The following is a 24225-nucleotide window of genomic DNA, read 5'->3' on the forward strand; positions in this document are numbered from 1 at the left end:
CATTAGGGCCGTCCGCGGCAACGGCCACTGCTCGCAGATCAGACAACGAAGGAATGCGCATCTTCGATCGATGCGCGATTCCGCGCTGAGGTGCGTCATGGTCTGGTGTCCTTTGGATGCGTCGCGGGCGTTGCGTAGCGGCCTGATCCTGACCGTCCTCCTCGGCGTGTTGGTGACTTTCTGGACGCACGCCGCCTGCGCAGCCAGCGACGTGGCAGGCTTTTTGTCCAAGGTCCAGCCCACGGACTTCTTCCCATCCGCCGATCGATTCGGCCCCCCGCAAGGCGACCCGCCTCTCGTCCCCGTCTACCGCGGCGATCAGCTTCAGGGATTCGTCTACCTCAATTCAGATTTTACCAATTCTGTCGGCTATTCCGGCAAGCCGATCCACATCCTGGTCGGGATCGATCCCAACGGCGTCATCACCGGCGTGAAGCTGGTCGATCACAAGGAACCGATCGTGCTGGTCGGAATACCGGAGGCCCGCATCGTCGGCGCCATGAATTCCCTGATCGGCAAGGACATGAAGCCGGTTGCCAGTGGCGCCGAGCATCCGCCGCAGGTCGACATCGTGAGCGGTGCGACCGTCACCGTACTGGTAATGAGCGACAGCATCGTCCGCTCCGCGGTGCGGCTGATCCGCACCGGGCGCGTCGGAGCGGGCGGCGCCGCCGCGGCCTCTGCCGCTTTACCGCCAGTCACCAAGACGCTCGATCTCGAGCGCAGCGAGGTACGTGATTGGGCGAGCCTCGTCGGGGAAGGTTCGATACGCCGGCTGCACCTGACCATCGACGACATAAACCAGGCTTTTGCGAAGTCCGGCAACGCTGCGGCCGCCCAAAATCCCGAACCTGGCGACGCAGGTGACAGCTTCGTCGACCTCTACGTGGCGCTCGTCACCGCGCCCACCATCGGCCGCAGTCTGCTCGGTGACGACGGCTACCAGCGACTGAAAGAACGGCTGCAGCCGGGACAGCAGGCCATTCTGGTCGCCGGAAACGGCGTCTATTCGTTCAAGGGCTCGGCCTATGTGCGGGGCGGGATATTCGACCGGATCGAGGTGCTGCAGGAGGGTTCCAGCACGCGCTTTCGCGATCGCAATCATACCAGACTTGGGGCGCTGGCCGCTCCAGATGCACCCGAATTCCGCGAGATAGGCCTGTTCGTGACGCCTCCGGAATTCACGCTGGATCCGACGCATCCGTGGCAGCTTCAGCTGCTCGTTCAGCGGAGCCTCGGCACAAGAGACAAGGCGTTCCTCACCTTCGATCTCGACTACGTCCTGCCTGATCGCTACATGCGCCGCGAGCAGCCGGCTGTGACCGTGCCGGCCAGCGCTCCGGCGCCAAGCGCCCAAGCGCCCGCCCCGCAATCTGTCTCCGCCGGCGAAGGCGAGGAGCCGCTGTGGATGCGGATCTGGCGCTCCGAGCCGATTTCGATCGGCATCACCGCTCTCATGCTGGCGGCACTCACCGGAATCTTCTTCTTTCAGAACATCCTCGTGCGCCGACCCGTCTTCTACAATTGGGTACGCAGGGCTTACCTGGCTTTTGTCCTGGTGTGGCTTGGCTGGTACGCGAACGCGCAGCTTTCCGTCGTCAATGTGATGACCTTCTCGAACTCCCTGATCACGGGATTCCATTGGGAGTTCTTCCTTGCCGCGCCGCTGATCTTCATCCTGTGGGCGGCGACTGCCTCGGCTCTCCTGTTCTGGGGACGTGGACCCTTCTGCGGCTGGCTGTGCCCGTTCGGCGCGCTGCAGGAGCTCACCAACACCATCGCGAAGTGGCTGAAGGTGCCCCAGATCACCGTGCCGTGGAGTCTTCACGAGCGGCTATGGCCGGTCAAGTACATCATCTTCCTTGGGCTGTTCGGGCTGTCGCTCTACTCGGTCGATCTGGCCGAACGGTTCGCCGAAGTCGAGCCGTTCAAGACCGCGATCATCCTGAAGTTCGCACGTGGCTGGCCATTCGTGCTCTACGCGGTGGCGCTTCTCGTCGTCGGCCTCTTCATCGAGCGCTTCTTCTGCCGCTACCTCTGTCCGCTCGGTGCCGCGCTCGCAATTCCCGGCCGCATCAGGACGTTCGAATGGCTTCGCCGCTGGCAGGAATGCGGATCCCCGTGCCAGCGATGCGCCAAGGAATGCCCGGTCCAGTCGATCCATCCCGAAGGGCACATCAACGTCAACGAGTGCATCTACTGCATGCACTGCCAGGAGCTTTACTACGACGACCAGCGCTGCCCGCACATGATCCAGGTCCGGCTGAAGCGCGAGAAGTTCGCGGCCATGTCCTCGCCAGCGATGCGCGCGGGCGGCAAGGGTCCCGCGACCGTCATCACCGCCGGCGGCAAGCCTGTCGGCGCATCATCCGCCATCTCTCCACCAGCAACCTGAAACCGAAAGCCGAGGAGGCAATCATGAGCGAGAACGAAAAAGCAAAGGGCGTCAACCGACGGACTCTGCTGGGGACAACGGCGGCCGCAGCTGGCGTGGGCCTGGCTGGCGGAGCGGCGATGAAAGCCGGCGGCGGCTTCGTCTCGACCGCGGACGCGCAGACCAAGGCCGCTGCACCGAAAGCGCCGGCTGCCCGGCCGGCTGTGCAGAAGACAGAGGTCGCGCCCGGCGAGCTCGATGAATACTACGTGTTCTTCTCGAGCGGCCAGTCCGGAGAGATGCGGATCATCGGCCTTCCGTCGATGCGCGAGTTGATGCGCGTTCCGGTCTTCAACCGTTGCAGCGCGACCGGTTGGGGCCAGACCAACGAAAGCCTCAAGGTTCTGACGGAAGGGATGCAGCCGGCGACCCGCGAATTCCTCAAGAACCGCGGCGGCACCTTCATGAACGGCGACCTGCACCATCCGCACGTCTCGTTCACGGACGGCACCTACGACGGCCGCTACGCCTTCATGAACGACAAGGCCAACAGCCGCGTGGCGCGGGTGCGGCTCGACATCATGAAATGCGACAAGATCATCGAACTGCCGAACCAGCACACGGTTCATGGCCTGCGACTGCAGAAATATCCGCGCACCGGATACGTGTACTGCAACGGCGAAGACGGCGTGCCGCTGCCAAACGACGGCAAAATTCTCGACAATCCGAAAGAGTACCACTCCATCTTCACGGCGCTCGACGGCGACACGATGAAGGTGGCCTGGCAGGTGATCGTCAGCGGCAATCTCGACAACGTCGATTCCGACTATCAAGGCAAGTACTGCTTCTCGACCTGCTACAACAGCGAAGAAGGCGTCACCCTGGCCGAGATGACGGCCAGCGAACAGGATTGGGTCGTCATCTTCAACCTCAAGCGAATCGAGGAGGCGGTCAAGAAAGGCGACTTCAAGGAAATGAACGGTGTACCCGTTATCGACGGCCGGAAGGGCTCGCCATACACCCGCTATGTTCCGGTCTCGAACAATCCGCACGGCATGAATACCGCTCCCGACGGGATCCACATCGTGGCGGCCGGGAAGCTTTCACCGACGGTGACCGTGATGGACGTCCGCAAATTCGATGATCTATTCGACGACAAGATCAAGCCGCGCGACGTCGTCGTCGCGGAGCCGGAGCTCGGCCTTGGCCCGCTGCATACCGCCTACGACGGCAAGGGCAACGCCTATACGACGCTGTTTCTCGACAGCCAGGTCTGCAAATGGAACATCGAGCTGGCCAAGCGAGCGTTCAAGGGCGAGAAGGTCGACCCGATCATCCAGAAGCTCGACGTGCACTACCAGCCGGGCCACAACCATTCCTCGATGGGCCAGACCAAGGAGGCAGACGGAAAGTGGCTGATCTCGCTGAACAAGTTCTCGAAGGACCGCTTTCTGAACGTCGGTCCGCTGAAGCCCGAGAACGACCAGCTCATCGACATTTCCGGAGACAAGATGGTTCTGGTCCACGACGGTCCGAGCTTCGCCGAGCCGCATGACGCCACGATCGTCCATCGCTCCAAGATCAATCCGATCTCGATCTTCGATCGTGCGGATCCGATGTTCGCGGATGCGGTGAAACAGGCCAAGGCCGATGGCATCAACCTCGAGGCGGATTCCAAGGTCATTCGGGATGGCAACAAGGTCCGCGTCTACATGACGGCGACCGCGCCCGCCTATGGCCTCGAGCAGTTCCAGGTCAAACAGGGTGACGAGGTGACCGTCTTCATCACGAATATCGACGCGGTCGAAGACCTGACGCACGGCTTTTGCATCGTGAACTACGGCATCCAAATGGAGATCGCGCCGATGGCGACGGCGTCCGTGACATTCATGGCCGATAAACCGGGCGTCTACTGGTACTACTGCTCCTGGTTCTGCCACGCCATGCACATGGAGATGAAGGGTCGCATGTTCGTCGAACCGAAGTCGGTCTGATCGGAGCGGCATCGTGGGCCTCTTGTCACGCATGTTTCCGGCGGCGCTGGTCGCCGCCGGATTTTCCAGCTTCGCCGACGCGGAGACCTTGACGGCTGCGCCAGGCCGACCGCTCCAAGCGTTGCTGGATGGTGCTCGCGCCGGCGACGTTGTCGAACTTGCGCCGGGTGAATATCACGGCTCGGTCCGGATCGACCGTCCTTTGGAGCTGGTGGGGAGGCAGGGCGCGGTGCTTGATGGCGACGGCGCCGACAGCGTCATCACCGTCAGCGCACCCGACGTCACTGTCCGGGGCGTGACCATCCGAGGGTCCGGCCGCGATCTGCAGGCGATGAATTCCGGAATCTTCCTTCAGAAGTCGGCCGAACGCGCGAAGATCGAGAACAACCGTCTGGTTGGAAACCTGTTCGGCATCTACGTGCATGGCGCCCAAGGCTCGCGGGTCGTCCACAACGAGATCGAGGGACTGCGTGGCGGGCGTCTTAGCGAGGCAGGCAACGGCGTCTCGCTTTGGAATGCGCCCGACGTCACCATCGCGGACAACGTATTCCGCTATGGTCGCGATGGCATCTTCTCGATTTCAAGCCGCAACGACCGTTTCGTCAAAAATCGCTTCGAGCAGGTTCGCTTCGCGATCCACTACATGTACACCAACGACAGCGAAGTGAGCGGCAACGTTTCGATCGGTAACCATGTCGGGTACGCCATCATGTATTCGAGCCGGCTGGTGATCCGCGACAACGTTTCCGATCACGATCGCGACCACGGACTTCTGTTCAACTACGCGAACTACGCCGAGATCGACGGCAACCGCGTGACGGGTGGCCTGCTGAGCACGGCGATGGACGATGCGGAAGACGGTCCGAACGACGAGCGCGGCATGCTTCCGGAGCCGAAACGGGAGCGAGCTCTTCGAAGCGGCCCCGAAAAATGCGTCTTCATCTACAACACCAATCACAACAAGTTCCGCAACAACTGGTTCGAACGCTGCGCTATCGGAGTGCACTTCACCGCGGGCTCCGAAGGCAACGAAATCACGGGCAACGCCTTCATCAGCAACGCCAACCAGGTGAAATACGTCGGCACCAGACACTTGGACTGGTCGACCGGTGGGCGGGGTAACTACTGGAGTGACAATCCGGCGTTCGACCTCAACGGGGACGGAATCGCTGACACGGCCTACCGGCCGAACGACCTGATCGATCGTGTGCTCTGGACAGCGCCAGCCGCGAAGGTTCTCATCAACAGCCCCGCGGTCCAGGTGATCCGCTGGGCCCAGGCGCAGTTTCCGGCGCTGCTGCCGGGCGGCGTGATCGACAGCCACCCGCTGATGTCACCGCCGAAGCGCCGCACGGCCGAGGAAGCGCGATGACCCGCACCATACGCGTCGCCGACGTCACCAAGGAGTACGGACCGGTCAAGGCCGTGCGCGGGGCTTCATTCGAGCTGGACCAGGGCGAACTGGTGGCGCTGATCGGCCATAACGGCGCCGGCAAGACCACGCTGATGAAGCTGATGCTCGGGCTCATCCGGCCGACCAGCGGCTCGATCGAGGTCCTCGGCGACAACCCCGCCGCCGGCGAGTTCGCGGGCCGCCGGCAGCTTGGCTATCTGCCGGAGAATGTCTCGTTCGATTCCGCGCTGACAGGCCGGGAGACGCAAGCCTTTTACGCCCGGCTGAAGCGCGAGCCGGTGACGAAGGCGCTCAACCTGCTCGAAACCGTCGGACTTGGGCCTGCCGCGCGCCGTCGCGTTGGCACGTACTCGAAGGGGATGCGGCAGCGGCTGGGGCTTGCCCAGGCGCTGATCGGTCATCCGCGGGTGCTGCTGCTGGACGAGCCGACGACCGGGCTCGATCCCGAACTGCGCCAGACCTTCTACGAGGTCATCGAGCAGCTTGCGGCGGACGGCACGACAGTGCTCTTGTCCTCGCACGCGCTGACCGAGCTCGAGGAGCGCGCAGGGCGGGTGATCATCATGAACCGCGGCTTCAAGGTCGCAGACGGATCGATCGACGAATTGCGCCGCCTCGCCCGGTTGCCCACCAGGATCCGTCTCAAGGTGGCGGGACTGGCCGCGAGCGAGATGCCGGCCTGGGTCCCGACGGATACGATCTGCCGGCGGCTCAACGGGCACATCGTCGAGATCGATGCTGCGCCGGAACGCAAGATCGAGCTTCTGCATCGCGCGACGGCGTCGGGCAATGCCGTGGAAGACGTCGATGTGGTGCCGCCAAGTCTCGACGAACTCTACGCTCACTTCCTCCGGCAGTCGGAGCGGACGCCATGAACGTGCTGATCATCGCGGCAAAGGAAATTCACCAGGCCATCCGCAACCGCTGGGTGCTCGCGGCGACGCTCCTGCTCGCTGGACTTGCCTTGTCGCTGACCTTCCTCGGCAGCGCGCCGACCGGAAACGTCGGCGTTCGCGCGCTCGATGTCGTCGTCGTCAGTCTTTCGAGCCTGACGATCTTTCTCGTTCCACTCATCGCGCTTCTGATTTCGCATGACGCTATCGTGGGCGACATGGAGCGAGGCACGATGCTCTTGCTGCTGAGCTATCCGGTCGCGCGATGGCAGGTGCTGCTCGGCAAGTTCCTTGGTCACCTTGCGGTGCTCGCCTTTGCCACCTGTCTCGGCTATGGCCTGGCCGTCGGGGCGCTCGCGGCCACTGGCAGTCGCATCGATTTCGACAGCCTCCTCGCCTTCGCCGCCATGGTCGGCTCCTCGGTGCTGCTCGGCGCCGCATTCGTCGCGATCGGCTATCTCGTCAGCGCCTTCGCGCGCGACCGGGGCACGGCCGCCGGCATCTGCATCGGGCTGTGGCTGCTGCTCGTCCTGATCTACGACATGGCTCTGCTCGGCGTGCTCGCGCTTGACCAGGGCCGCAGCATTTCCGCAACCGCGTTGAATGCGATGCTCCTGTTGAATCCGACCGACGCGTACCGGCTGTTCAATCTGACCGGATTCGCCAATGTCAGCACCTTCGCGGGGATGGCGGGACTCGCCCAAACCACCTCTCTGACCATGCCGGTGCTTCTGGCCGCCCTGCTCTCCTGGACCATGGTGCCGCTGGGCCTCGCAGCGCTTGCCTTCTCGCGGAGAGAGCTATGAAGCGCCTCGGCATCGCTCTCGCTCTCCTTATTCCGCTTGCGCTTGTCGGCTGCGGCGAGAAGGAGGCTGCGAAGCTTCCGCCGCCGCACCGGATGACCGCCGAAGTGGTCGGGCACTACTGCGGCATGAATGTGCTCGAGCACCCGGGACCGAAGGGACAGATCTTCGCCGCGAGCCTGATCGAACCCGTGTGGTTCTCATCCGTTCGGGACACCCTCGCCTTCACGATGCTGCCGGATGAGCCCAAGGACATCCAGGCGATCTACGTCTCCGACATGGGCAAGGCGCCGAGCTGGGACAAGCCCGGCGCCGACAATTGGGTCGAGGCACGCAAGGCGCAGTTCGTGATCGGCAGCCGAGCCAAGAGCGGCATGGGCGGAGACGAGGCGGTGCCGTTCTCGGACAGGTCGGCCGCGGAAAAGTTCATCGCCGAGAATGGTGGACGCATCGTCGCATTTGCGGACGTGCCGCACGCCTACGTGCTTGGGTCGGGCGAGAAGAACACAGCGGATGATGGCGCCTCCGGGCGCGGTTCGGCCGACTGAGGAGAGCGTTATCATGCCAATGCTTTCTCGACGACGTTTCATCAACATCAGCGCCGCATCGGCGGGCCTGGCGCTCGCGCCGCTCGGACGCGCGGTGGCTTCGGATGCGGACGTCGCGGTCTGGCACGGCACCATGCTGGGCGCGACTGCAACCCTGAAAATCCATCATCAGGCAAGAGACGAAGCGGAACGTCTGATCGCGGCGGCGTGCTCTGAAGCCCGCCGCCTGGAGCGCCTGTTCAGCCTGTACCTGCCCGACTCCGCCCTGGTCGAATTGAACCGGACCGGAATTCTCGTCGACCCGGCACCGGAGTTGGTCGACCTGCTCTCGGACTCGCGCCGCTACGCCGAACTGACGGACGGGATGTTCGATCCGACCGTGCAACCGCTATGGACGCTATACGTCGAGCATTTTTCGAGCGCCGGTGCAGACCCGTCCGGTCCGCCGCAAGCGGCGGTGAAGGCGGCGCTTGGCCATGTCGACTATCGGCGTATGTCTATTAGACGGGATCGCATCGTACTGCCGAAGGGAGCCGAGCTCACGCTCAATGGCATCGCGCAGGGCTATGTCACCGACAAGGTTGTCGATCTGTTGCGCTCACAGGGGATCGCACAAAGCCTCGTCGACATGGGCGAGACGCGGACGATCGGATCGCGACCGGACGGCAGCCCGTGGGAGGTCGGAATCGCCGATCCCGAGCACCCGGGGCGGATTGAGACGACGCTGCGGATCGTGGATCGCGCAGTGTCGACGTCGGGCGGCTACGGATTCCGGTTTGATCCCACAGGCCGCTTCAACCACTTGTTCGATCCAACCAATGGCGGCTGCGCCAGCCTCTATCGCAGCGTCACCACGGTGGCGTCCAGCGCCACCGCGGCGGATGCGCTGTCCACGGCTTTCAGCCTGATGCCGGAAGCGCAGATCCGCTCCTTGCTGCCGAAAACCGGTATCGAACGGGTCCATCTGATCGACGCAGCCGGAGGCGTTTCCGAGCTCGTCGCGTGACAAACCAGCTAACTTGAACTGCCGCAAGGTTGCCCCTACGGGCAGCGTCGATCAAAACGTCGCCCGTCGTCTCGTGTTCCGGCGCACCCTGCAAGGGACGGCCTTCAGCGAAAAGACAGGAGCGGGCTACTGCGAACGGTCCGAGGTCCACCCTTTATACTCGGCGACATTGTCCCGGGTCACGAGCTTCGAAGGCAACAGTTCCACGGTCGAGGCCGGCTTCTGCCCGTTGAGAATGCCGACGCCGACCTGCACGGCGCGCCGCGCCATGAAGAACGGATCCTGCGAGGCAGAGGCCTGGACCTGCGGCGACTGCGGATCCTTCAGCGCGGCCTCGATATCGGGAGCGCCGTCGACCGCCGTGATGACGATGCCGCTGCGGCCTTGCTGACGCGCCGCGAGATCGGTACCGATCGCCTGTGGGTCGTTGATGGCGAAGATGGCGTCGATCTTGGGGAAGCGCGTCAGATAGCCCTGCGCAACGGTGAGGCCGCCCTCGCGCGAGCCCTTGCCGTCCTGATCGCTGGACAGGACCTTGATGCCGGGATTCTTGCCGAACACGTTCTTGCAGCCGGTGACGCGGTCGATCACGGCGGAAACCTGCGGCCCGTTCTCGATGATGACATCGCCTTTGCCGCCCAACTTATCAACGATGTACTGGCAGGAAATCTCGCCGGCCTGGACGTTGTTCGTGGTCACGGTAGCGTCGGCGCCCTCGGCTGCCGTGTCCACCGCGACGACGATGATGCCCGCGGCCTGCGCCTTCTTGATCGCGGGGCCGATCGCCTTGGGATCACCAGGGTTCAACAGGATCAGGTCGACGCCGGCGGCGATGAAGTTGTCGATCTGTGTCACCTGCTTGCCGAGATCATATTCAAATCCGACGGTGGTGATCTTCACATTCGGATTGGTCTTCTTGGCTTCGAACTCGGCACCCTTCGACAGCGCGACGAAGAACGGGTTGCCCATCGAGCCGAGTGAGACGCCGATCGCCTTGAGCTCCTTGGCGGATGACGGCGCGGTGCCGAGCGCAAGCGCCATCGCAGCGCCGGCGAGCGTGATCGTCTTCAACATTGCCTTCCTCCCTGGTCTATCTTGATCCCCGACACGGCAGACCAGTTGCCGCAGCGGAACTTCGCATCGGGCGCAGCGCGCTCAAGTGCGCGTCGAGCCTTTTAGGTTCTGGCGGAGCCTTGCAGCCGGTAGCGATCCAGCGCCACGGCTCCGATGATCACCAGACCCTTGATCACATATTGCCAGATGTCGGATACGCCGATCAGAATCAGGCCGTTCGAGAGAACAGCAATGATCAGCGCGCCGACCAGCGTTCCCCAGATCGAGCCGATACCGCCGACGAAGGAGGTGCCGCCGAGGATCACTGCGGTGATGGCGTCGAGCTCGTAGGACTGGCCGAGCTGAAGACCGTTGGCCGCGTAAAGCCGCGCCGCCTGCATGGCGCCGCCGAGCCCGGCAAACAATCCCGACACGCCGTAGACGAAGATCAGCACAGCCCAAACCTTGATGCCGGCGAGCCGCGCCGCGCTCTCATTGCCACCGACCGCGTAGATGTGCACGCCGAGCACCGTACGGCGCAGCACCAGCCACGAAACGAGGATGACGAGCAGCGCAATGACCGACAGCCAGGGAATCGAGATCACACCGGGAATGAGCGTGAGCGAGCCGTTACCGATGAAGGCGTAGGGAATGGAAGGATTGAACACAGTGGTGTCGGCGCCGAGCAGCCGCGCCAGCCCGCGCACGGCGGTCAGCGAGCCCAGCGTCACGATGAATGGCGGCAGACGCAACAGCGCGATCAGCGCGCCATTGACGACGCCGAAGCCGAGGCCGGTGAACACCGCAACCGGGAGCCAGAGCGCACCAAGGTCGGGCAGTTTCGAGATGGTCAACCCGGCCATCGCAGAGACCGCGAGGATGGAGCCGACCGACAGATCGATGCCGCCGGTCAGGATGACGAAGGTCATGCCAGCGGCAAGCACGGTGTTGACGGCGGCCTGTTGCAACACGATTCCGAGATTTTGTCCGGTGAAGAAACGGCCGTCGGACAGGAAATGAAAGCCGATGCACAGGACCAATAGCACCGGCAGCATGCCGGCGGCACGGATCAGGAGCCGCAAACGCTGACGCTTGGTCTCCTGCGCAGCCGCGGCGCTGGCCGCCGTGCCCGAGTTTGCCTTTGCCTGCGAGGAACTGTCATGCATCGAGCTGCTCCATGCCGGTCGCCAGCGCCATGATATCTTCCTGGTTCAAGGGCGATGCCGCCTCCCGCCTGATCTCACCGGCAATGTGCCCGGCACGCATGACGATGACGCGGTCGCAGATGCCGATGATCTCCGGCAGATCCGATGAGATGACCAGGGTCGCAGTGCCCGACTTGGCAAGATTGTCGATGATCGAATAGATCTCGGATTTGGCCCCGACGTCGACGCCGCGGGTCGGCTCGTCGAGGATCAGGACCTTGGGCGCCGTCGCAAGCAAGCGCGAGAGCAGCACCTTCTGCTGGTTGCCCCCGGAGAGCGCGCCAACGTTGACACTGGCATTGGCGGCGCGGATGCCCAGCGCCGCAAACGCCTTGCTGGCGCGGTCGCGCGCCTTGTCGCGATCGAGGACATAGCCGAGCTTGGCATCGCGGCCGAGCACCGCGAGATTGATGTTGTCCAGGCACGACATGTCCAGGAACAGGCCGAGCGCCTTCCGGTCTTCGGTCAGATAGGCGATCCCGGCATCGAGCGCCTCGCCGGGCGTGCGAATCTCGATCGGGCGTCCCTCCAGCTCGAGCCGGCCGGAGGTTTTGGGCGAGGCGCCGATGATGAGATGTGCAAGCTCGGTGCGGCCCGCGCCGATCAGGCCGGCGAGGCCGACCACCTCGCCCGCGTGCACGGTGAGGGAGCAACCCTTGACGCGCTGGCCGTCGGCCATGTCGATTGCTGCGAGCACGGGATGTCCCCGCCCCGCCTCCGGGTCATGGTCCTTCTTGTAGAAAGAGGAGACGTCGCGTCCCACCATCAGCCGCACGATGGTATCGGCGCGGATCTCGGGCCTGTCGAGCGAGCCGACCAGACGGCCGTCGCGCAGAACGGTGACGCGGTCGCCCAGCGCGTAGACCTCGTCCATACGATGTGAGATGTAGATGATGGCGAACCCCTCTGCGCGCAGCTGGCGGACCAGCGCGAACAGCCGCTCGCTCTCGCCGGCCGACAGCGCAGTGGTCGGCTCGTCCATGATCAGTATCTTTGACCTCGCGTGCAGTGCACGCGCGATCTCGACGAGCTGGCGCTGGCCCATCGACAGATGCGCCACCAACGTCGATGGCAGGAAATCCGCGCCCAGCCGTTCCAGGATCGGGCCGACGCCCTCGCGCATGGCGCCGCGCGCCAGCAACCCCGAATGCGAGATCTCGCGGCCGAGATAAATATTCTCCGCAACACTGAGATTGGGGGCTAAAGATAGCTCCTGATAGATGATGGAGATGCCCGCGGCACGGCCGCCCAGCGGGCCTTCGATCCGCGCCGGCCTGCCCTCGATGCGGATCTCGCCGCCGGGATCAGGGCGATAGGCGCCCGACAATATCTTCATCAACGTCGATTTGCCGGCGCCGTTCTCGCCCATCAGCGCATGGATTTCGCCGGCATAGACCGTGAGATCGACGGCTCGCAGCGCCTTGATGCCGAAGAAGGACTTTGAGACCCCGCGCATCTCGAGGATCGGATCGTTCATCGTGCCTCCCGATGCACAATGCGTTTCCCACCCGCGTCTCGATTTTTTGCCAGCGCGGTTCGCGCATTAAACAAAACGCCGCGGCACAGGGCAATACCGAAGACGGCATACCGAAGTATGTGCAACGCCAGGTCGACGCTACTGGCGCGGCCGGTACAGCTCGCGCCAGGCAGGAAGCCGCTCGGCATAGGCATCGACGAGCACGCGTTCAGGTTCGAACGTCTCGACGCGTCGCGGCGGGGTGCAGACGGCGTCGATTGCCTCGCCCGTGACAGCAAGCCGCCCCAATCTCGCCGCACCGAACGCCGCGCCGGTTTCGCCTTCGGCAAAGCGATGGATCGGAACATTCAGAACATTCGCCAGCACCGACAGCCAGAACCGGGACCGTGAACCGCCGCCGATGACATCGGCTTCAGGTACCGCGATTCCGACATCCGCGAGCACGTCCCGGCAGTCCGCAAGTGCGAAAGCGACGCCCTCGAGCACGGCCCGGACGATCGCCCCACGATCGGTGCCGTGGCTCAAACCATCGAGCATGCCGCGCACGACGGGATCGTCGTGCGGCGTTCGCTCGCCCGCGAGATACGGCAGGAAGCTCACAGGAGACGGCGCCTGCGGGCGCGACCCGAGCGGCGCCAGCAGCTCGGCCTCAGCGACGCCGAACAGGCGTGCGATCCAGGCGAGACAGGATGCCGCCGAGAGGATCGCACCGGCCTGAATCCACATTGTGGGGATGGCATGGCAGAACGTGTGCACCGCGCGATCCGGGTTGGCGGCAATCCTGCTGGTCGGCGCCAGCAAAGCGCCTGATGTTCCCAGCGAAATGAACGCGGTGCCCGGCCTGATCGCGCCGATGCCGATGGCGCCCGCTGGATTGTCACCGGCACCGCCCGCGATCATCGGCCGCCTGGCCATGCCCCAGCGCTGCGCAAGTTCGCTGCGCAGTGTTGCTGCGGGCGCGCAACCCTCGACCAGACTCGGCATGTGATCGCGCGACAGGCCGGTCGCAGCCAGCGCTGCATCCGACCAGTCCCGGCGCGCGGCGTCGAGCCACAGCGATCCCGATGCGTCCGAGACGTCCTCGATCGCTTCGCCCGTCAGGACCAGGCGCAAATAGGCCTTCGGAAGCAGGATGAGTTTCGTCGCCGCAAAAATCTCGGGCTCGTGCGTCGCGATCCAGAGCAGCTTCGGCGCCGTGAATCCGGGCATCGCCTTGTTGCCCGACGTCGCACGCAAGGCGGGCCAACGTTGTTCCAGAATACGACACTCGGCGGCGGACCGTCCGTCGTTCCAGAGGATGCAAGGCCGCAACGGCTTTGCGCTGGCGTCAAGCAGCGTGGCGCCATGCATCTGGCCGGACAGTCCGATGCCTTCGACCGCAGCCAGCTCGCCGGCATGCGTCACCTTCAGGGCATCCAGCGTGGCAAAGGTCGCATCGATCCACTGCGCCGGATCCTGCTCGGAATAGCCCGGCAGCGGCGAGGCCGTCGTCAGCGGCCGGCTCTCGCTCGCGATCACGCGCTGGGCCCCGTCGACGAGAACGGTCTTGACCGCCGAGGTGCCGAGGTCGATGCCGAGATACATGGATGACTACAATTGCTGACGTTGGTATGGACGACGGCGTCGCCACGTCGGATAGTCCAATCAATCCAAGAAGCCTGATCGCGTCAAGGGAGCCGCTGCATGCTGAAATCGATCGACCCGCTTCTCAATGCGGATGTACTCTACGCCCTGCGGTCCATGGGGCACGGAGACGATCTCGTGCTCTGCGACACCAATTTTCCCGCTGACGCCGTCGCCCGCCAGACCGTACTGGGGCGGCTGTTGCGCATCGACAACGTCTCCGCCGGCCGCGCCGCGCGCGCGATCCTCTCGGTGCTGCCGCTCGACAGCTTTGTCGAAAAGCCGGCCTCTCGCATGGAGATCGTCGGCCAGCCCGACGAAATCCCGCCGGTGCAGCAAGAGGTCCAGGCCACAATCGATGCAGCGGAAGGACGCTCGTTTCCCATGGGATCGGTCGAGCGGTTTGCCTTTTATGAACTCGCCAAGAAGTCCTATTGCGTGATCCAGACCGGCGAACGGCGCTTCTACGGCTGCTTCATTTTCAAGAAGGGCGTCATCCCGCCCGATGCGGCTTGAGGTGAACACCTCAAGCTGAGCCCACCCAGCGGCCACGGCGACGGCTGCACCCCCGGCATAATGTGACATCGAGACGATGTCGCGCTCGCGGAACCTCGCGTCCATCATCGGCGATCGCAACATCATCTCGCGGGCGCATTCGTCTTGCAGCGCGGCATCGCGACGAGTCCGCTCGTCGCTCGTCATTGACGCCACGCGCGGCCTCAACTCCGCGTCCGTTCGTTGACTTTGATTCGTGCCGTTGCATACTCGACGGCGGCCTCTGTCACCCATCACGACGACACCGAAGTCCACGAGCGTCACGATCTCGAAGTGCTCCGGTGAGTCAGACTTCAGATCAAGAAAGTCAACAAGGGAGGGTATCGCGGTGAAACACCAAGATCATGATCGGCGTTCCGAAATGCAGCCGAACCGACGCACGGTGTTGAAAGGCGCAGCCAGCGCGGCCGCGTTGGGCACGACAGGCGCGCTCGGCACGTTCTCCGAGCTTGCCTTGGCCCAAGCCAATCTGCGCGCCCAGATCACGCAAATTCCCGGTGTCGGCAAAGGTGCGCCGACCGACGCCGACTGGCAGAAAGTCGGCGAGCTCTGCCTCGGCCCGACCAAAGCGAGCATCAAGGAAGGCGAATTCAAGGGCGTCGAGCTCTCCTTCATGGGACTGAACAATCAGAACCTGCACAATCTCCTGTTCCGCGGCTTCCTGAAGCCATGGGAGGCCTATACGGGCGCGAAGATTTCCTGGATCGATCTCGCCCAGGCCGACTACAATCCGCGCTTGCAGCAGGCGATCGCGACCGGAACGGTCGACTTCGACATCCTGGAGATGGGTGCGCCGTTCGAAGGCGACGTCTGCGGCAAGGGGCTGGCCTCGGAGATGCCGGACTGGGTCAAGAAGCAGATCGATATTGACGACTATGTCGACTACCTGAAGCCGCCGGTCGGAACCTGGGACGGCAAGACCTATCGCGTCACCATCGACGGCGACTGCCACAACTTCAACTACCGCACGGACGTGTTCTCCGACCCAACGCTCGCCAAGGCCTGGAAGGACGCCGGCAACACCAGCGAATGGGGTGTGCCGAAAACCTGGCAGCAGGTGCAGGCCGTGACCAAATTCCTCAAGGGCAAGAAGATCAAGAACCAGAACGCGTTCGGCTATCTCGACGCGCCTAAGCCCTGGGGCGGTTTCGGCTTCTATTTCCTGGCGAGCCGCGCCTCCGCCTACGCCAAGCATCCTGATGACAAGGCCTGGCTGTTCGACATCGACACGATGAAGCCGCGCATCAACAATCCAGCCTGGGTGCGCGCCATCCAGGACGTGATCGACGCGCTGCCGTTCGAACCTGCCGATCAGCTCAATGCCGATCCGAACACCACCGGCTTCCAACAATTTCTGGCGGGCATCGGCTCGATGATCCCCTGGTGGGGCGACATCGGCCAGGTGGCGAAGGCGAGCGACACTTCCGTGGTCGGCGACGTCGTCGGCTTCGACATCCTGCCTGGGTCGGACGACGTGTATAACTCGAAGACGGGAAAGTGGGACAAGCTCGCGAGCGGGCCGAACCATGCGCCGAACTGCGCCTATCTCGGCTGGGGCGTTTACGTCATGGCGCGGGTCAATGGCGACGAGAAGAAGCACAAGGCGGCATGGAGCGCGGCCGCGCATCTCGGCGGCAAGGATCTGTCGCTGTGGATGGTGATGTATCCCTCGGGCTTCCAGGCCCACCGCACCAGCCACTTCCAGTTCGACGAGTGGGTGGCCGCGGGCTACGACCGCAAATACATCACTTCCTATCTGAACTCGCAGCTCGGCTCCTACAATCATCCGAACCGCGCAGTGGAGCCGCGCATCCCCGGCATCTTCCAGTATTACAGCATCGCCGAAGACGAGCTGACGAAGATCTTCGCCGGCAGGGTCGATGCCCAGACCGGCGCGAACAACATCGCCGCCGCCTGGGAGAAGCTGACCGACCAGATCGGCCGCGAACGGCAGATCGGGCTCTACAAGGCGTCTCTCGGCACGTAGCTTCTTTTGACTGCGAGACCCTTCCCAACCCCGGCTGGCGCCGCTTCAGGCGCCAGCTCCTCTAGCAAGATCGCAGAGTCGGATTGCGATGCAGAGTTCGGTCGACTTGAGCAATGATCGCCTCGCGCCCGCCCCCCGGCGGGCTAGCGTCAGCCGGAAGAACGCAGGTCGGGCGCTGGTCGCGTTCGCTTCGCTCGGTCTCCTGCTCGTGATCCTCCTGCAGGGACTGCACGCAACCGGTTCAATCGCGGCAGGCTTTTCGGATTGGCGTCCGATCATGATCGCCTACGTGCTGTGGGCTATCGCGTTTGGGGTCGGGCAAATCATCATCAGAGGCGAGCGTGGTCAGCGCGCGCTGTTTCTGCTGCCGGCCGTGTTCTTCACGGTCGCGGTCGTAATATTTCCTACGATTTTCGGGCTCTACATCGCGTCACTGGACTGGAATCTGTCATCCATCGACGGCCCGCGTTTCAGCGGTTTCGATAATCTTAGGGGAATGCTGAGCGACACCTACTACTGGAACGCGCTGGGCAACATGATCTTCTACACGGTCGCAGTGCTCGGCGAATATGCGATTGCGTTTGGGCTTGCTTTGCTGCTCAGTGCCGATGTCCGTGGACGAAGGTTCTTTCGTGTGGTCTTCCTGCTGCCGATGATGCTCAGCCCTGTCGCGGTGAGCTGGATGATCGGCAAGTCGCTTTTGGAGTATCGCTTCGGACCTGCGGCGACGCTGGCGCGCTATCTCGGATGGGAAAACCCGGCCTTCTTCGCCTCACCGTGGATGGCACGCTTTAGTATCCAGGCGATGGACGCATGGGTCTCGATCCCCTTCATCATGATCATCCTTCTCGCAGGCCTCCAGGCGATGCCGAAGGAGGTGCAGGAGGCGGCCAAGGTCGACGGCGCGAATGGCTGGCAATCATTCTGGCACGTCACCTTCCCGATCATGCTGCCGGTCAGCATCACCGTCCTGATCATCCGCATCATCTTCAAGCTGAAGCTCGCCGACATCGTGATCAACGTCACCGCGGGAGGCCCGGGAGGAGCAACCGACACGGTGTCGAGCTTCATCTACCGCGTCTACCGCGACCGCTCGAATGTCGGATACGGCACGGCGCTCGCTATGGCCTATCTGCTGTTGATCATCGTGCTGCTAACGCTGTTGTTACGGCTGGCCAAGCGCTGGACGCAAAGGGTCATGTAGGGTATCGCAAAGGGAGTTGCTCGATTGGCTGTAACGACCGTAGCATCCAAGCCCGTCCGAAGGCATCCTGCAGCACCGCGCGCCAAGCGGATGCTGGGCCGCATGCTGATCTACGCTGCACTCCTGTTCTGGACGTTCATCTGCCTGTTCCCGATCTACTGGACCGTCACGACCTCATTCAAATCGGCAGTCGACGTGACGCAGGCCCACCTGATTCCCTGGGTCGATTTTCAGCCGGACTGGAAAGGATGGCGCTCGCTCGGCTTGTCGCCGGACACGCTATTCGGCACCTCGACGGCGCGCTCCGAATTCGTGAACCGCTTCGTCAACAGCGTCATCACTTCGGTCGGTGCATCGCTGCTCGCGCTCCTCCTCGGATCGCTGGCGGCCTATGGCCTGAGCCGCTTCCGCTACAAATTCGCCTGGATGCGCAACGACGACATCCTGTTCTTCTTTATGTCCCAACTTATCCTGCCGCCGGTCGTGCTCGCGTTGCCGTTCCTTGTGCTGTACAAGGCACTGTCTCTGCTCGATACGACGTTTGGCCTGATCCTGCTCTACACACTGACGGTGCTGCCAATCGTCATCTGGATCATGCGCGACCAATTCAACGCAATTCCGATCGAGCTTGATGAAGCCGCTTTTGTGGACGGCTTGTCGACCTGGGGCGCGTTTCTTCGCATCATCCTGCCGCTCGCGCTCCCCGGAATGATGGCGGCATTCATTCTCTCGCTTGTGCTGTGCTGGAACGAGTATTTCTTCGCGGCGCTATTGACCAGCACGGACGCCAAGACGCTACCCGTGATGGTGGCGAGCCAGACCGGCTCGCAAGGCATCAACTGGTGGTCGATGGCGGCGCTGTCGACGGCGGCGATCATCCCGCTCGTCCTAATCGGCATTTTCCTCGAGCGCTACATTGTCAGCGGCTTGACTACGGGAGCGGGAAAGTAGCTCGCAAGGCCAGCCGGGCCCCTCACTTCGCGAGTTCGACCGGCCCGACAAGAGTGACAGATGGAGATGGGTCGTTTTTCGCGACCGGACATCCTATATAGTCATCTGTGACTCACTTGTTGGAGGACAGCGATGAAGGCCTTCATCCTTGCCTGCGTTGCGACGATCGTGATTGCTGCGGCTGGAGTTGTCGTGCTCGACAGCGTACAGCAACCCGTCGCCGAAGCTTTTGCGACGACGGGCGTGCGTCTGTAGGCAATGCGCCGCCTGCTCTATTCGCTGCCCTATTCGGCTGCGGATGCGGCATGGCGGGGCCGCGGCTGAGAATCGTTCGGGCCGCTCCGTGCCGATTGCTGGTCGAGCCACAGGCTGTGGTGCTCACGCGCCCAATTGACATCCACCTCACCTGATCCCATCGCCTCGAAGGCTCCCTCCATCCCGATCGTGCCGATGTAGATGTGAGCGAGCATCGCGGCGATGAACAGCACGGCCACGATCGAGTGAACGACCTGGGCAATCTGCATGCCCTCGATTCCCGTCAGGTAGAACGGGAACATGAGCTGATACCCGGTCGCAGCGACGATGCCACCGCCAATCACAACGATCCAGTAGATGCCCTTTTGACCGGCGTTGAAGCGGCGCGCCGGCGGATGATCGTGACCGATCAGGCCACCGCCACGCTTGATCCACTCCAGATCCACCTTGTTCGGGATATTGCCGCCGATCCACATCAGAAAGATCAGCACGACGCCAATCGTGAAGGGAAAGCTCAAATAGTTGTGGGCGAATTTCGCCCATTGCGACCATTCGGAGAAGGCATCGAATCCAATCAGCGGCAGCAGCAGCGGCCGTCCGAACGTGATGTTCAGTCCCGAGATCGCCAGGATGACGAAGCAGGTCGCAGTCATCCAGTGCACGAAACGCTCAAAGGTGTTGAATCGCACGATGGTGCGGCCGGATCGTCCGCTTTCGAGGCGGACCATGCCGCGCGTCAAATAGAAGATCACGAGCACCGCCAGCATGCCGAGCATTGCAACGCCGCCTATCCACCGTAGCGCGACGTTGCGGAATTCACGCCACTCCCGGCCAGCCGGTTGCACCAGCACGCTGGAGCGCTGGTCGGGAATGCTGACGCGTCCCTGGATCCGGTCCATCTCCTGAAGCAACTGGCGCTCGTTGACCGAGCTCGCCGTCGGATTGACCTGCTGGGCCAGCGACGGTGTCGGAACTGCCATGATCAACAGAAGCAACGCCCACGCGCCGATGGCTGGACGAATGAACCTTGCAAATGAGGACATGAACTCCTCCCGCATCTGTGCCGCGTCGCCCGCGGCCTGCTTCAGGACTCGATCGTCTCGCGATAGGCGGTCTTCCAGCCCCACGCGCCTGAACCGTAGCCGCGCTTCAGCACGCGCTCCTTATATATCTGGGCGATGATCTCGCCGTCGCCGGCGAGCAGCGACTTGGTCGAGCACATCTCGGCGCACAGCGGCAGCTTGCCTTCGGCGAGGCGGTTCGCGCCATATTTCTCGTATTCCTCCTTGCTGCCATCGGCCTCGGGGCCGCCGGCGCAATAGGTACATTTGTCCATCTTGCCGCGCGAGCCGAAATTGCCGACCTTCGGATATTGCGGCGCGCCAAACGGACAGGCGTAGAAGCAGTAGCCACAGCCGATGCAGAGATCCTTGGAGTGCAGAACCACGCCGTCGGCAGTGGTATAGAAGCAGTTCACCGGACACACTGCCGCGCATGGCGCATCCGTGCAGTGCATGCAGGCCATCGAGACCGAACGTTCGCCCGGCTTGCCGTCGGCGATGGTGACAACCCGGCGCCGGTTGATGCCCCAGGGGACCTCGTGCTCGTTCTTGCAGGCCGTGACGCAGGCGTTGCACTCGATGCAACGGTCGGCGTCGCAGAGAAACTTCATACGTGCCATCGTCGTTGCTCCTTATGCCGCCGCGATCTGGCAGAGAGTGACCTTGGGCTCCTGCATGCCCGTCGCGGGATCGTATCCGTAGGTGGTGATCGTGTTCGCGCTTTCGCCGAGCACGATCGGGTCGGTGCCCTTCGGGTAGTTGCCGCGAAGATCCTTGCCCGCAAGCCAGCCACCGAAATGGAAGGGCATCCAGGCAACGCCCTTGCCGACCCGCTCGGTGACGAGCGCCTTCATTCTTGCCCTGGAATTGTTCTCGGCGCCCGTGACCCAGACCCAGCCGCCGTCCTTGACGCCGCGCTCGGCTGCATCGGCGGGATTGATCTCGATGAACATGTCCTGCTGCAATTCGGCGAGCCACGGGTTGGTGCGCGTCTCCTCGCCGCCACCTTCGTATTCGACCAGACGACCGGACGACAGGATCAGCGGGAATTGTTTTGCAATTCCCTTCTCCACCGCAGCTTTCTGCACGGAGAAGCCGATATTGGGCATCCGGAACTGCTTGGCGTCGGGCAGCGTCGGGTATTTGGCGACGAGGTCGACGCGCGGTGTGTAGATCGGCTCGCGGTGGACCGGGATCGGATCCGGCAAGCCGAAGGCATTCATGCGCGCCTTCCCGTTGCCGTAGGGTACGCAGCCATGCGCCAGCGCGACGCGCTGGATGCCGCCCGACAGGTCGAGCGACCACGACACTGTGTCCGGATTGGCTGGATTGACCTTGTTGATCACGGCCATTTCCGCTTCGGTGAGCTCAGTGTCCCAGCCGAGCTTCTTCAGGCTCGCCAGCGTAAATTCCGGATAGCCGTCCTGGATTGCCGACCCCAGGGAGTACGAGCCATCCGCGAGCAGGCTCACCTTCCGCGTCGTGCCGTCCGGCAGCTTCTCCTCGCGCTCGAGGCCGAACCGCGGCCGGAACGTGCCGCCGCCATCCATCACGTGCAGATTGGTATTGTAGAGCAAGGGCGTGCCGGGATGCTTGACCTCCGGTGATCCCCAGCATGGCCAGGGCAGACCGTAATAGTCGCCGCCGACCTCGGGATCGTCCTTCGGCGCCCGCATCGTCAGCATGTCGAACTTCGCCTGGTTCTTCATGTGCGCCTTGAGGCGCTCGGGCGATTGTCCGCAATAGCCGGTCGACCAGCTTCCGCGATTCATCTCGCGTAGCACATCCTCTGCTTCAGGAAGATTGTTCTCGACCTTGATTTTCTTGAACATTTGGTCGGCGAAGCCAAACTTCTTCGCCATCAGATAGATGATCTCGAGATCATCCTTCGACTCGAAGATCGGCTTCACGATCTGCTCGCCCCATTGCAGCGAGCGGTTGGAGGCAACGCGCGATCCCTTGCACTCGAATTGCGTGGCAACCGGCAGAATGTAGACGCCATCCTTGCGCCCCGCCTCGACGGAGAGCGAGGCCCAGGTGGTCGGATGCGGGTCGGCGATGACGAGCAGTTCGAGCGCCTTCAACCCATTGAGGGACTCAGGGATGCGGGTAATGCTGTTGGAGGCGTGTCCCTGCACGAACACCGCCTTCACATTGTCCTTCTGCGCGACCTGCTCCTTCGGCAGCGTCACCGCTTCGAACCAGCGGGTCAGCGGAATGCCGGGGGTTTCCATGATCTGCTTGGAATCGAAGCGTGACTTCAGGAAGTCATAATCGACCTCCCAGACCCGCGACCAATGCTTCCAGGCACCTTCGGCGAGGCCGTAGTAGAACGGCAGCGTGACGATATCGAGCCCGACATCCGTCGCGCCCTGCACGTTGTCGTGGCCACGGAAGATGTTCGCGCCCTTGCCCGGTCCGCCGACATTGCCGGTCATCAGAAGCGCGATGCAGCTCGCCCGCACATTGGCGGTACCGACGGTCTTCTGGGTCTGGCCCATGGCCCAGATCAGCGTCGCCGGCTTCTCGGTGGCAAACATCTTGGCAACGCGCTTGAGCTGCTCGCCAGGAATGCCAGTGACGCGCTCGACTTCGTCCGGAGGCCATTTATCGACCTCCTTCTTGAGATCGTCGAATCCATAGACACGCTGCCGGATGAACTCCTTGTCCTCCCAACCGTTCTGAAGAATGTGCCACATGATGCCGTAGAGCACGGGGATGTCGGTGCCCGGCCGCATCCGCACATATTCGGTGGCGTGTGCGGCCGTGCGCGTCAGGCGCGGGTCGATGACGACAAAGTTGGCCTTTTGCAGCTCCTTGCCCTCGAGCAGATGCTGCAGCGAGACCGGATGCGCCTCCGCCGGATTGCCGCCCAGGATGACCTGTGTCTTCGCATTGCGGATATCATTGTAGCTGTTGGTCATCGCGCCGTAGCCCCAGGTATTGGCGACGCCGGTGACGGTGGTCGAATGGCAGATGCGGGCCTGGTGATCGGTGTTGTTGGTTCCCCAGAACGCGCCGAGCTTGCGGAACAGGTAGGCGCCTTCATTGGTCATCTTGGCCGAGCCGAGCCAATAGACGGAATCGGGACCCGACTTCTCACGTACAGCTTGAAGTTTGTCGCCGATCTCGTTGATCGCGGTATCCCAGGAGACGCGGGTCCACTGCCCGCCCACCAGCTTCATCGGATAGCGCAGCCGCCGCTCGCTGTGCACGAGCTCGCGCACGGACGCGCCCTTGGCGCAATGCGAGCCGCGATTGATCGGCGAATCCCAGCTTGGCTCCTGGCCGATCCATACCCCGTTCAAGACCTCGGCCGTCACCGTGCATCCGACCGAGCAATGCGTGCAGATGCTCTTGCGGACGGCCGCGCCTGCGGTGAGCGGACCGGCCATCGCCGCTTCCGCCTTGCGCACGCTGCCGACCGGCAGGGTGCCGAGCGCGGCGAGCGCGCCGCCGGCAAGACCGGATTTGCGCAAGAAGCTGCGGCGGTCGAGACCGCCAGCCTGCCCCGCGAGGGACTCGGCAACGGAACCGTGGCGCAGGGACTGCTGGTGTGCTCGCTTGATCAGCATGGTCAGCCCCCCTTAGCCGGATAACGATTGACGCGGTAAAAGGCCTTGACGTGATCGGTTTCCTTGTAGCGCGCTTTGCGCTTCTCATCGTTGGTTTCGCTGTCGGCCTGCGCGGACCCGACCAGCGGTGTCGCGAGTGTCGCGCCGGCGCCCACCGTGCCGATGCCGACCTTGCGGAGAAAGGCGCGGCGCCCAACTGTGGTTTTGCTGTCTTCACTCATCGCATCTCTCCTGGACCTGCAGTTGC

20 protein-coding genes are annotated in these 24225 nt (G+C 63.2%); 12 read left to right on the forward strand and 8 right to left on the reverse strand.

Annotated elements, in window-relative coordinates:
- The first annotated feature begins 97 nt into the window (after positions 1-97).
- The 7 genes from K289_RS0143300 to K289_RS0143330 are packed head-to-tail and all read left to right on the forward strand — an operon-like array spanning position 98 to position 9032.
- Complete coding sequence (locus K289_RS0143300; RefSeq protein WP_027556989.1) at positions 98-2395, forward strand: NosR/NirI family protein; 2298 nt, start codon at positions 98-100, stop codon at positions 2393-2395.
- A gap of 23 nt (positions 2396-2418) precedes the next feature.
- Positions 2419-4368: a TAT-dependent nitrous-oxide reductase gene (gene nosZ / locus K289_RS0143305; RefSeq protein WP_027556990.1), complete on the forward strand. Its 1950-nt coding sequence runs from the start codon at positions 2419-2421 to the stop codon at positions 4366-4368.
- Between the two features lie 31 nt (positions 4369-4399).
- Positions 4400-5740, forward strand: a complete 1341-nt coding sequence (locus K289_RS0143310; protein ID WP_035688358.1) for a nitrous oxide reductase family maturation protein NosD — start codon at positions 4400-4402, stop codon at positions 5738-5740.
- The gene (locus K289_RS0143315) at positions 5737-6657 is read left to right on the forward strand and encodes an ABC transporter ATP-binding protein (protein ID WP_027556992.1); all 921 of its coding nucleotides are present in this window, start codon (positions 5737-5739) and stop codon (positions 6655-6657) included. Before K289_RS0143310 ends, K289_RS0143315 begins: the two co-directional genes overlap by 4 nt.
- Positions 6654-7481 (forward strand): ABC transporter permease, encoded by an 828-nt coding sequence (locus K289_RS0143320; RefSeq protein WP_027556993.1) that lies wholly within the window; start codon positions 6654-6656, stop codon positions 7479-7481. The genes K289_RS0143315 and K289_RS0143320 overlap by 4 nt, the downstream gene beginning before the upstream one ends.
- Positions 7478-8026, forward strand: coding sequence for a nitrous oxide reductase accessory protein NosL (locus tag K289_RS0143325; RefSeq protein ID WP_027556994.1), 549 nt, complete (start codon positions 7478-7480; stop codon positions 8024-8026). Before K289_RS0143320 ends, K289_RS0143325 begins: the two co-directional genes overlap by 4 nt.
- On the forward strand, positions 7992-9032 hold the full coding sequence (locus K289_RS0143330; protein WP_371260926.1) for an FAD:protein FMN transferase: 1041 nt from the start codon (positions 7992-7994) through the stop codon (positions 9030-9032). Before K289_RS0143325 ends, K289_RS0143330 begins: the two co-directional genes overlap by 35 nt.
- Positions 9033-9158: 126 nt before the next feature.
- Here the strand turns inward: K289_RS0143330 and K289_RS0143335 are convergent, their stop codons facing one another.
- From K289_RS0143335 to xylB, 4 genes are all read right to left on the reverse strand, one after another.
- Positions 9159-10106, reverse strand: a complete 948-nt coding sequence (locus K289_RS0143335; protein WP_027556996.1) for an ABC transporter substrate-binding protein — start codon at positions 10104-10106, stop codon at positions 9159-9161.
- Between the two features lie 101 nt (positions 10107-10207).
- Positions 10208-11251: a ribose ABC transporter permease gene (locus K289_RS0143340; protein ID WP_027556997.1), complete on the reverse strand. Its 1044-nt coding sequence runs from the start codon at positions 11249-11251 to the stop codon at positions 10208-10210.
- The gene (locus K289_RS0143345; protein ID WP_027556998.1) at positions 11244-12767 is read right to left on the reverse strand and encodes a sugar ABC transporter ATP-binding protein; all 1524 of its coding nucleotides are present in this window, start codon (positions 12765-12767) and stop codon (positions 11244-11246) included. Before K289_RS0143345 ends, K289_RS0143340 begins: the two co-directional genes overlap by 8 nt.
- Positions 12768-12905: 138 nt before the next feature.
- Positions 12906-14351: a xylulokinase gene (gene xylB, locus K289_RS0143350; RefSeq protein WP_027556999.1), complete on the reverse strand. Its 1446-nt coding sequence runs from the start codon at positions 14349-14351 to the stop codon at positions 12906-12908.
- A 99-nt stretch (positions 14352-14450) separates the two neighbouring features.
- On the opposite strand from xylB, the gene K289_RS0143355 reads away from it, so the two are divergent.
- The 5 genes from K289_RS0143355 (at position 14451) to K289_RS52970 (ending at position 19342) form a co-directional block, all read left to right on the forward strand.
- A complete protein-coding gene (locus tag K289_RS0143355; protein WP_027557000.1) occupies positions 14451-14906 on the forward strand; it encodes an RbsD/FucU family protein in 456 nt (151 codons plus the stop codon).
- A gap of 400 nt (positions 14907-15306) precedes the next feature.
- Positions 15307-16932 carry an extracellular solute-binding protein gene (locus K289_RS0143365; RefSeq protein WP_027557001.1) on the forward strand — a complete coding sequence of 542 codons (1626 nt, stop codon included), beginning with the start codon at positions 15307-15309 and terminating at the stop codon, positions 16930-16932.
- 88 nt (positions 16933-17020) lie between these two features.
- Entirely contained in the window at positions 17021-18136 is a 1116-nt protein-coding gene (locus K289_RS0143370; RefSeq protein ID WP_027557002.1) for a carbohydrate ABC transporter permease, read from the forward strand.
- 90 nt (positions 18137-18226) lie between these two features.
- Entirely contained in the window at positions 18227-19087 is an 861-nt protein-coding gene (locus K289_RS0143375; RefSeq protein ID WP_156918517.1) for a carbohydrate ABC transporter permease, read from the forward strand.
- A 132-nt stretch (positions 19088-19219) separates the two neighbouring features.
- Positions 19220-19342 carry a hypothetical protein gene (locus K289_RS52970; protein ID WP_256380050.1) on the forward strand — a complete coding sequence of 41 codons (123 nt, stop codon included), beginning with the start codon at positions 19220-19222 and terminating at the stop codon, positions 19340-19342.
- A 29-nt stretch (positions 19343-19371) separates the two neighbouring features.
- On the opposite strand, the gene K289_RS0143385 is transcribed toward K289_RS52970, so the two are convergent.
- The 4 genes from K289_RS0143385 to K289_RS0143400 are packed head-to-tail and all read right to left on the reverse strand — an operon-like array spanning position 19372 to position 24199.
- A complete protein-coding gene (locus tag K289_RS0143385) occupies positions 19372-20385 on the reverse strand; it encodes a formate dehydrogenase subunit gamma (RefSeq protein WP_027557004.1) in 1014 nt (337 codons plus the stop codon).
- Positions 20386-20426: 41 nt separating this feature from the next.
- Complete coding sequence (gene fdh3B / locus K289_RS0143390) at positions 20427-21023, reverse strand: formate dehydrogenase FDH3 subunit beta (RefSeq protein ID WP_011088224.1); 597 nt, start codon at positions 21021-21023, stop codon at positions 20427-20429.
- A gap of 12 nt (positions 21024-21035) precedes the next feature.
- Complete coding sequence (locus K289_RS0143395; RefSeq protein WP_027557005.1) at positions 21036-23978, reverse strand: formate dehydrogenase subunit alpha; 2943 nt, start codon at positions 23976-23978, stop codon at positions 21036-21038.
- 2 nt (positions 23979-23980) lie between these two features.
- Positions 23981-24199 carry a twin-arginine translocation signal domain-containing protein gene (locus K289_RS0143400; protein WP_027557006.1) on the reverse strand — a complete coding sequence of 73 codons (219 nt, stop codon included), beginning with the start codon at positions 24197-24199 and terminating at the stop codon, positions 23981-23983.
- Between the last annotated feature and the right edge of the window lie 26 nt (positions 24200-24225).

It is taken from the genome of Bradyrhizobium sp. Cp5.3 (assembly GCF_000426265.1).
GTDB lineage: Bacteria > Pseudomonadota > Alphaproteobacteria > Rhizobiales > Xanthobacteraceae > Bradyrhizobium > Bradyrhizobium neotropicale.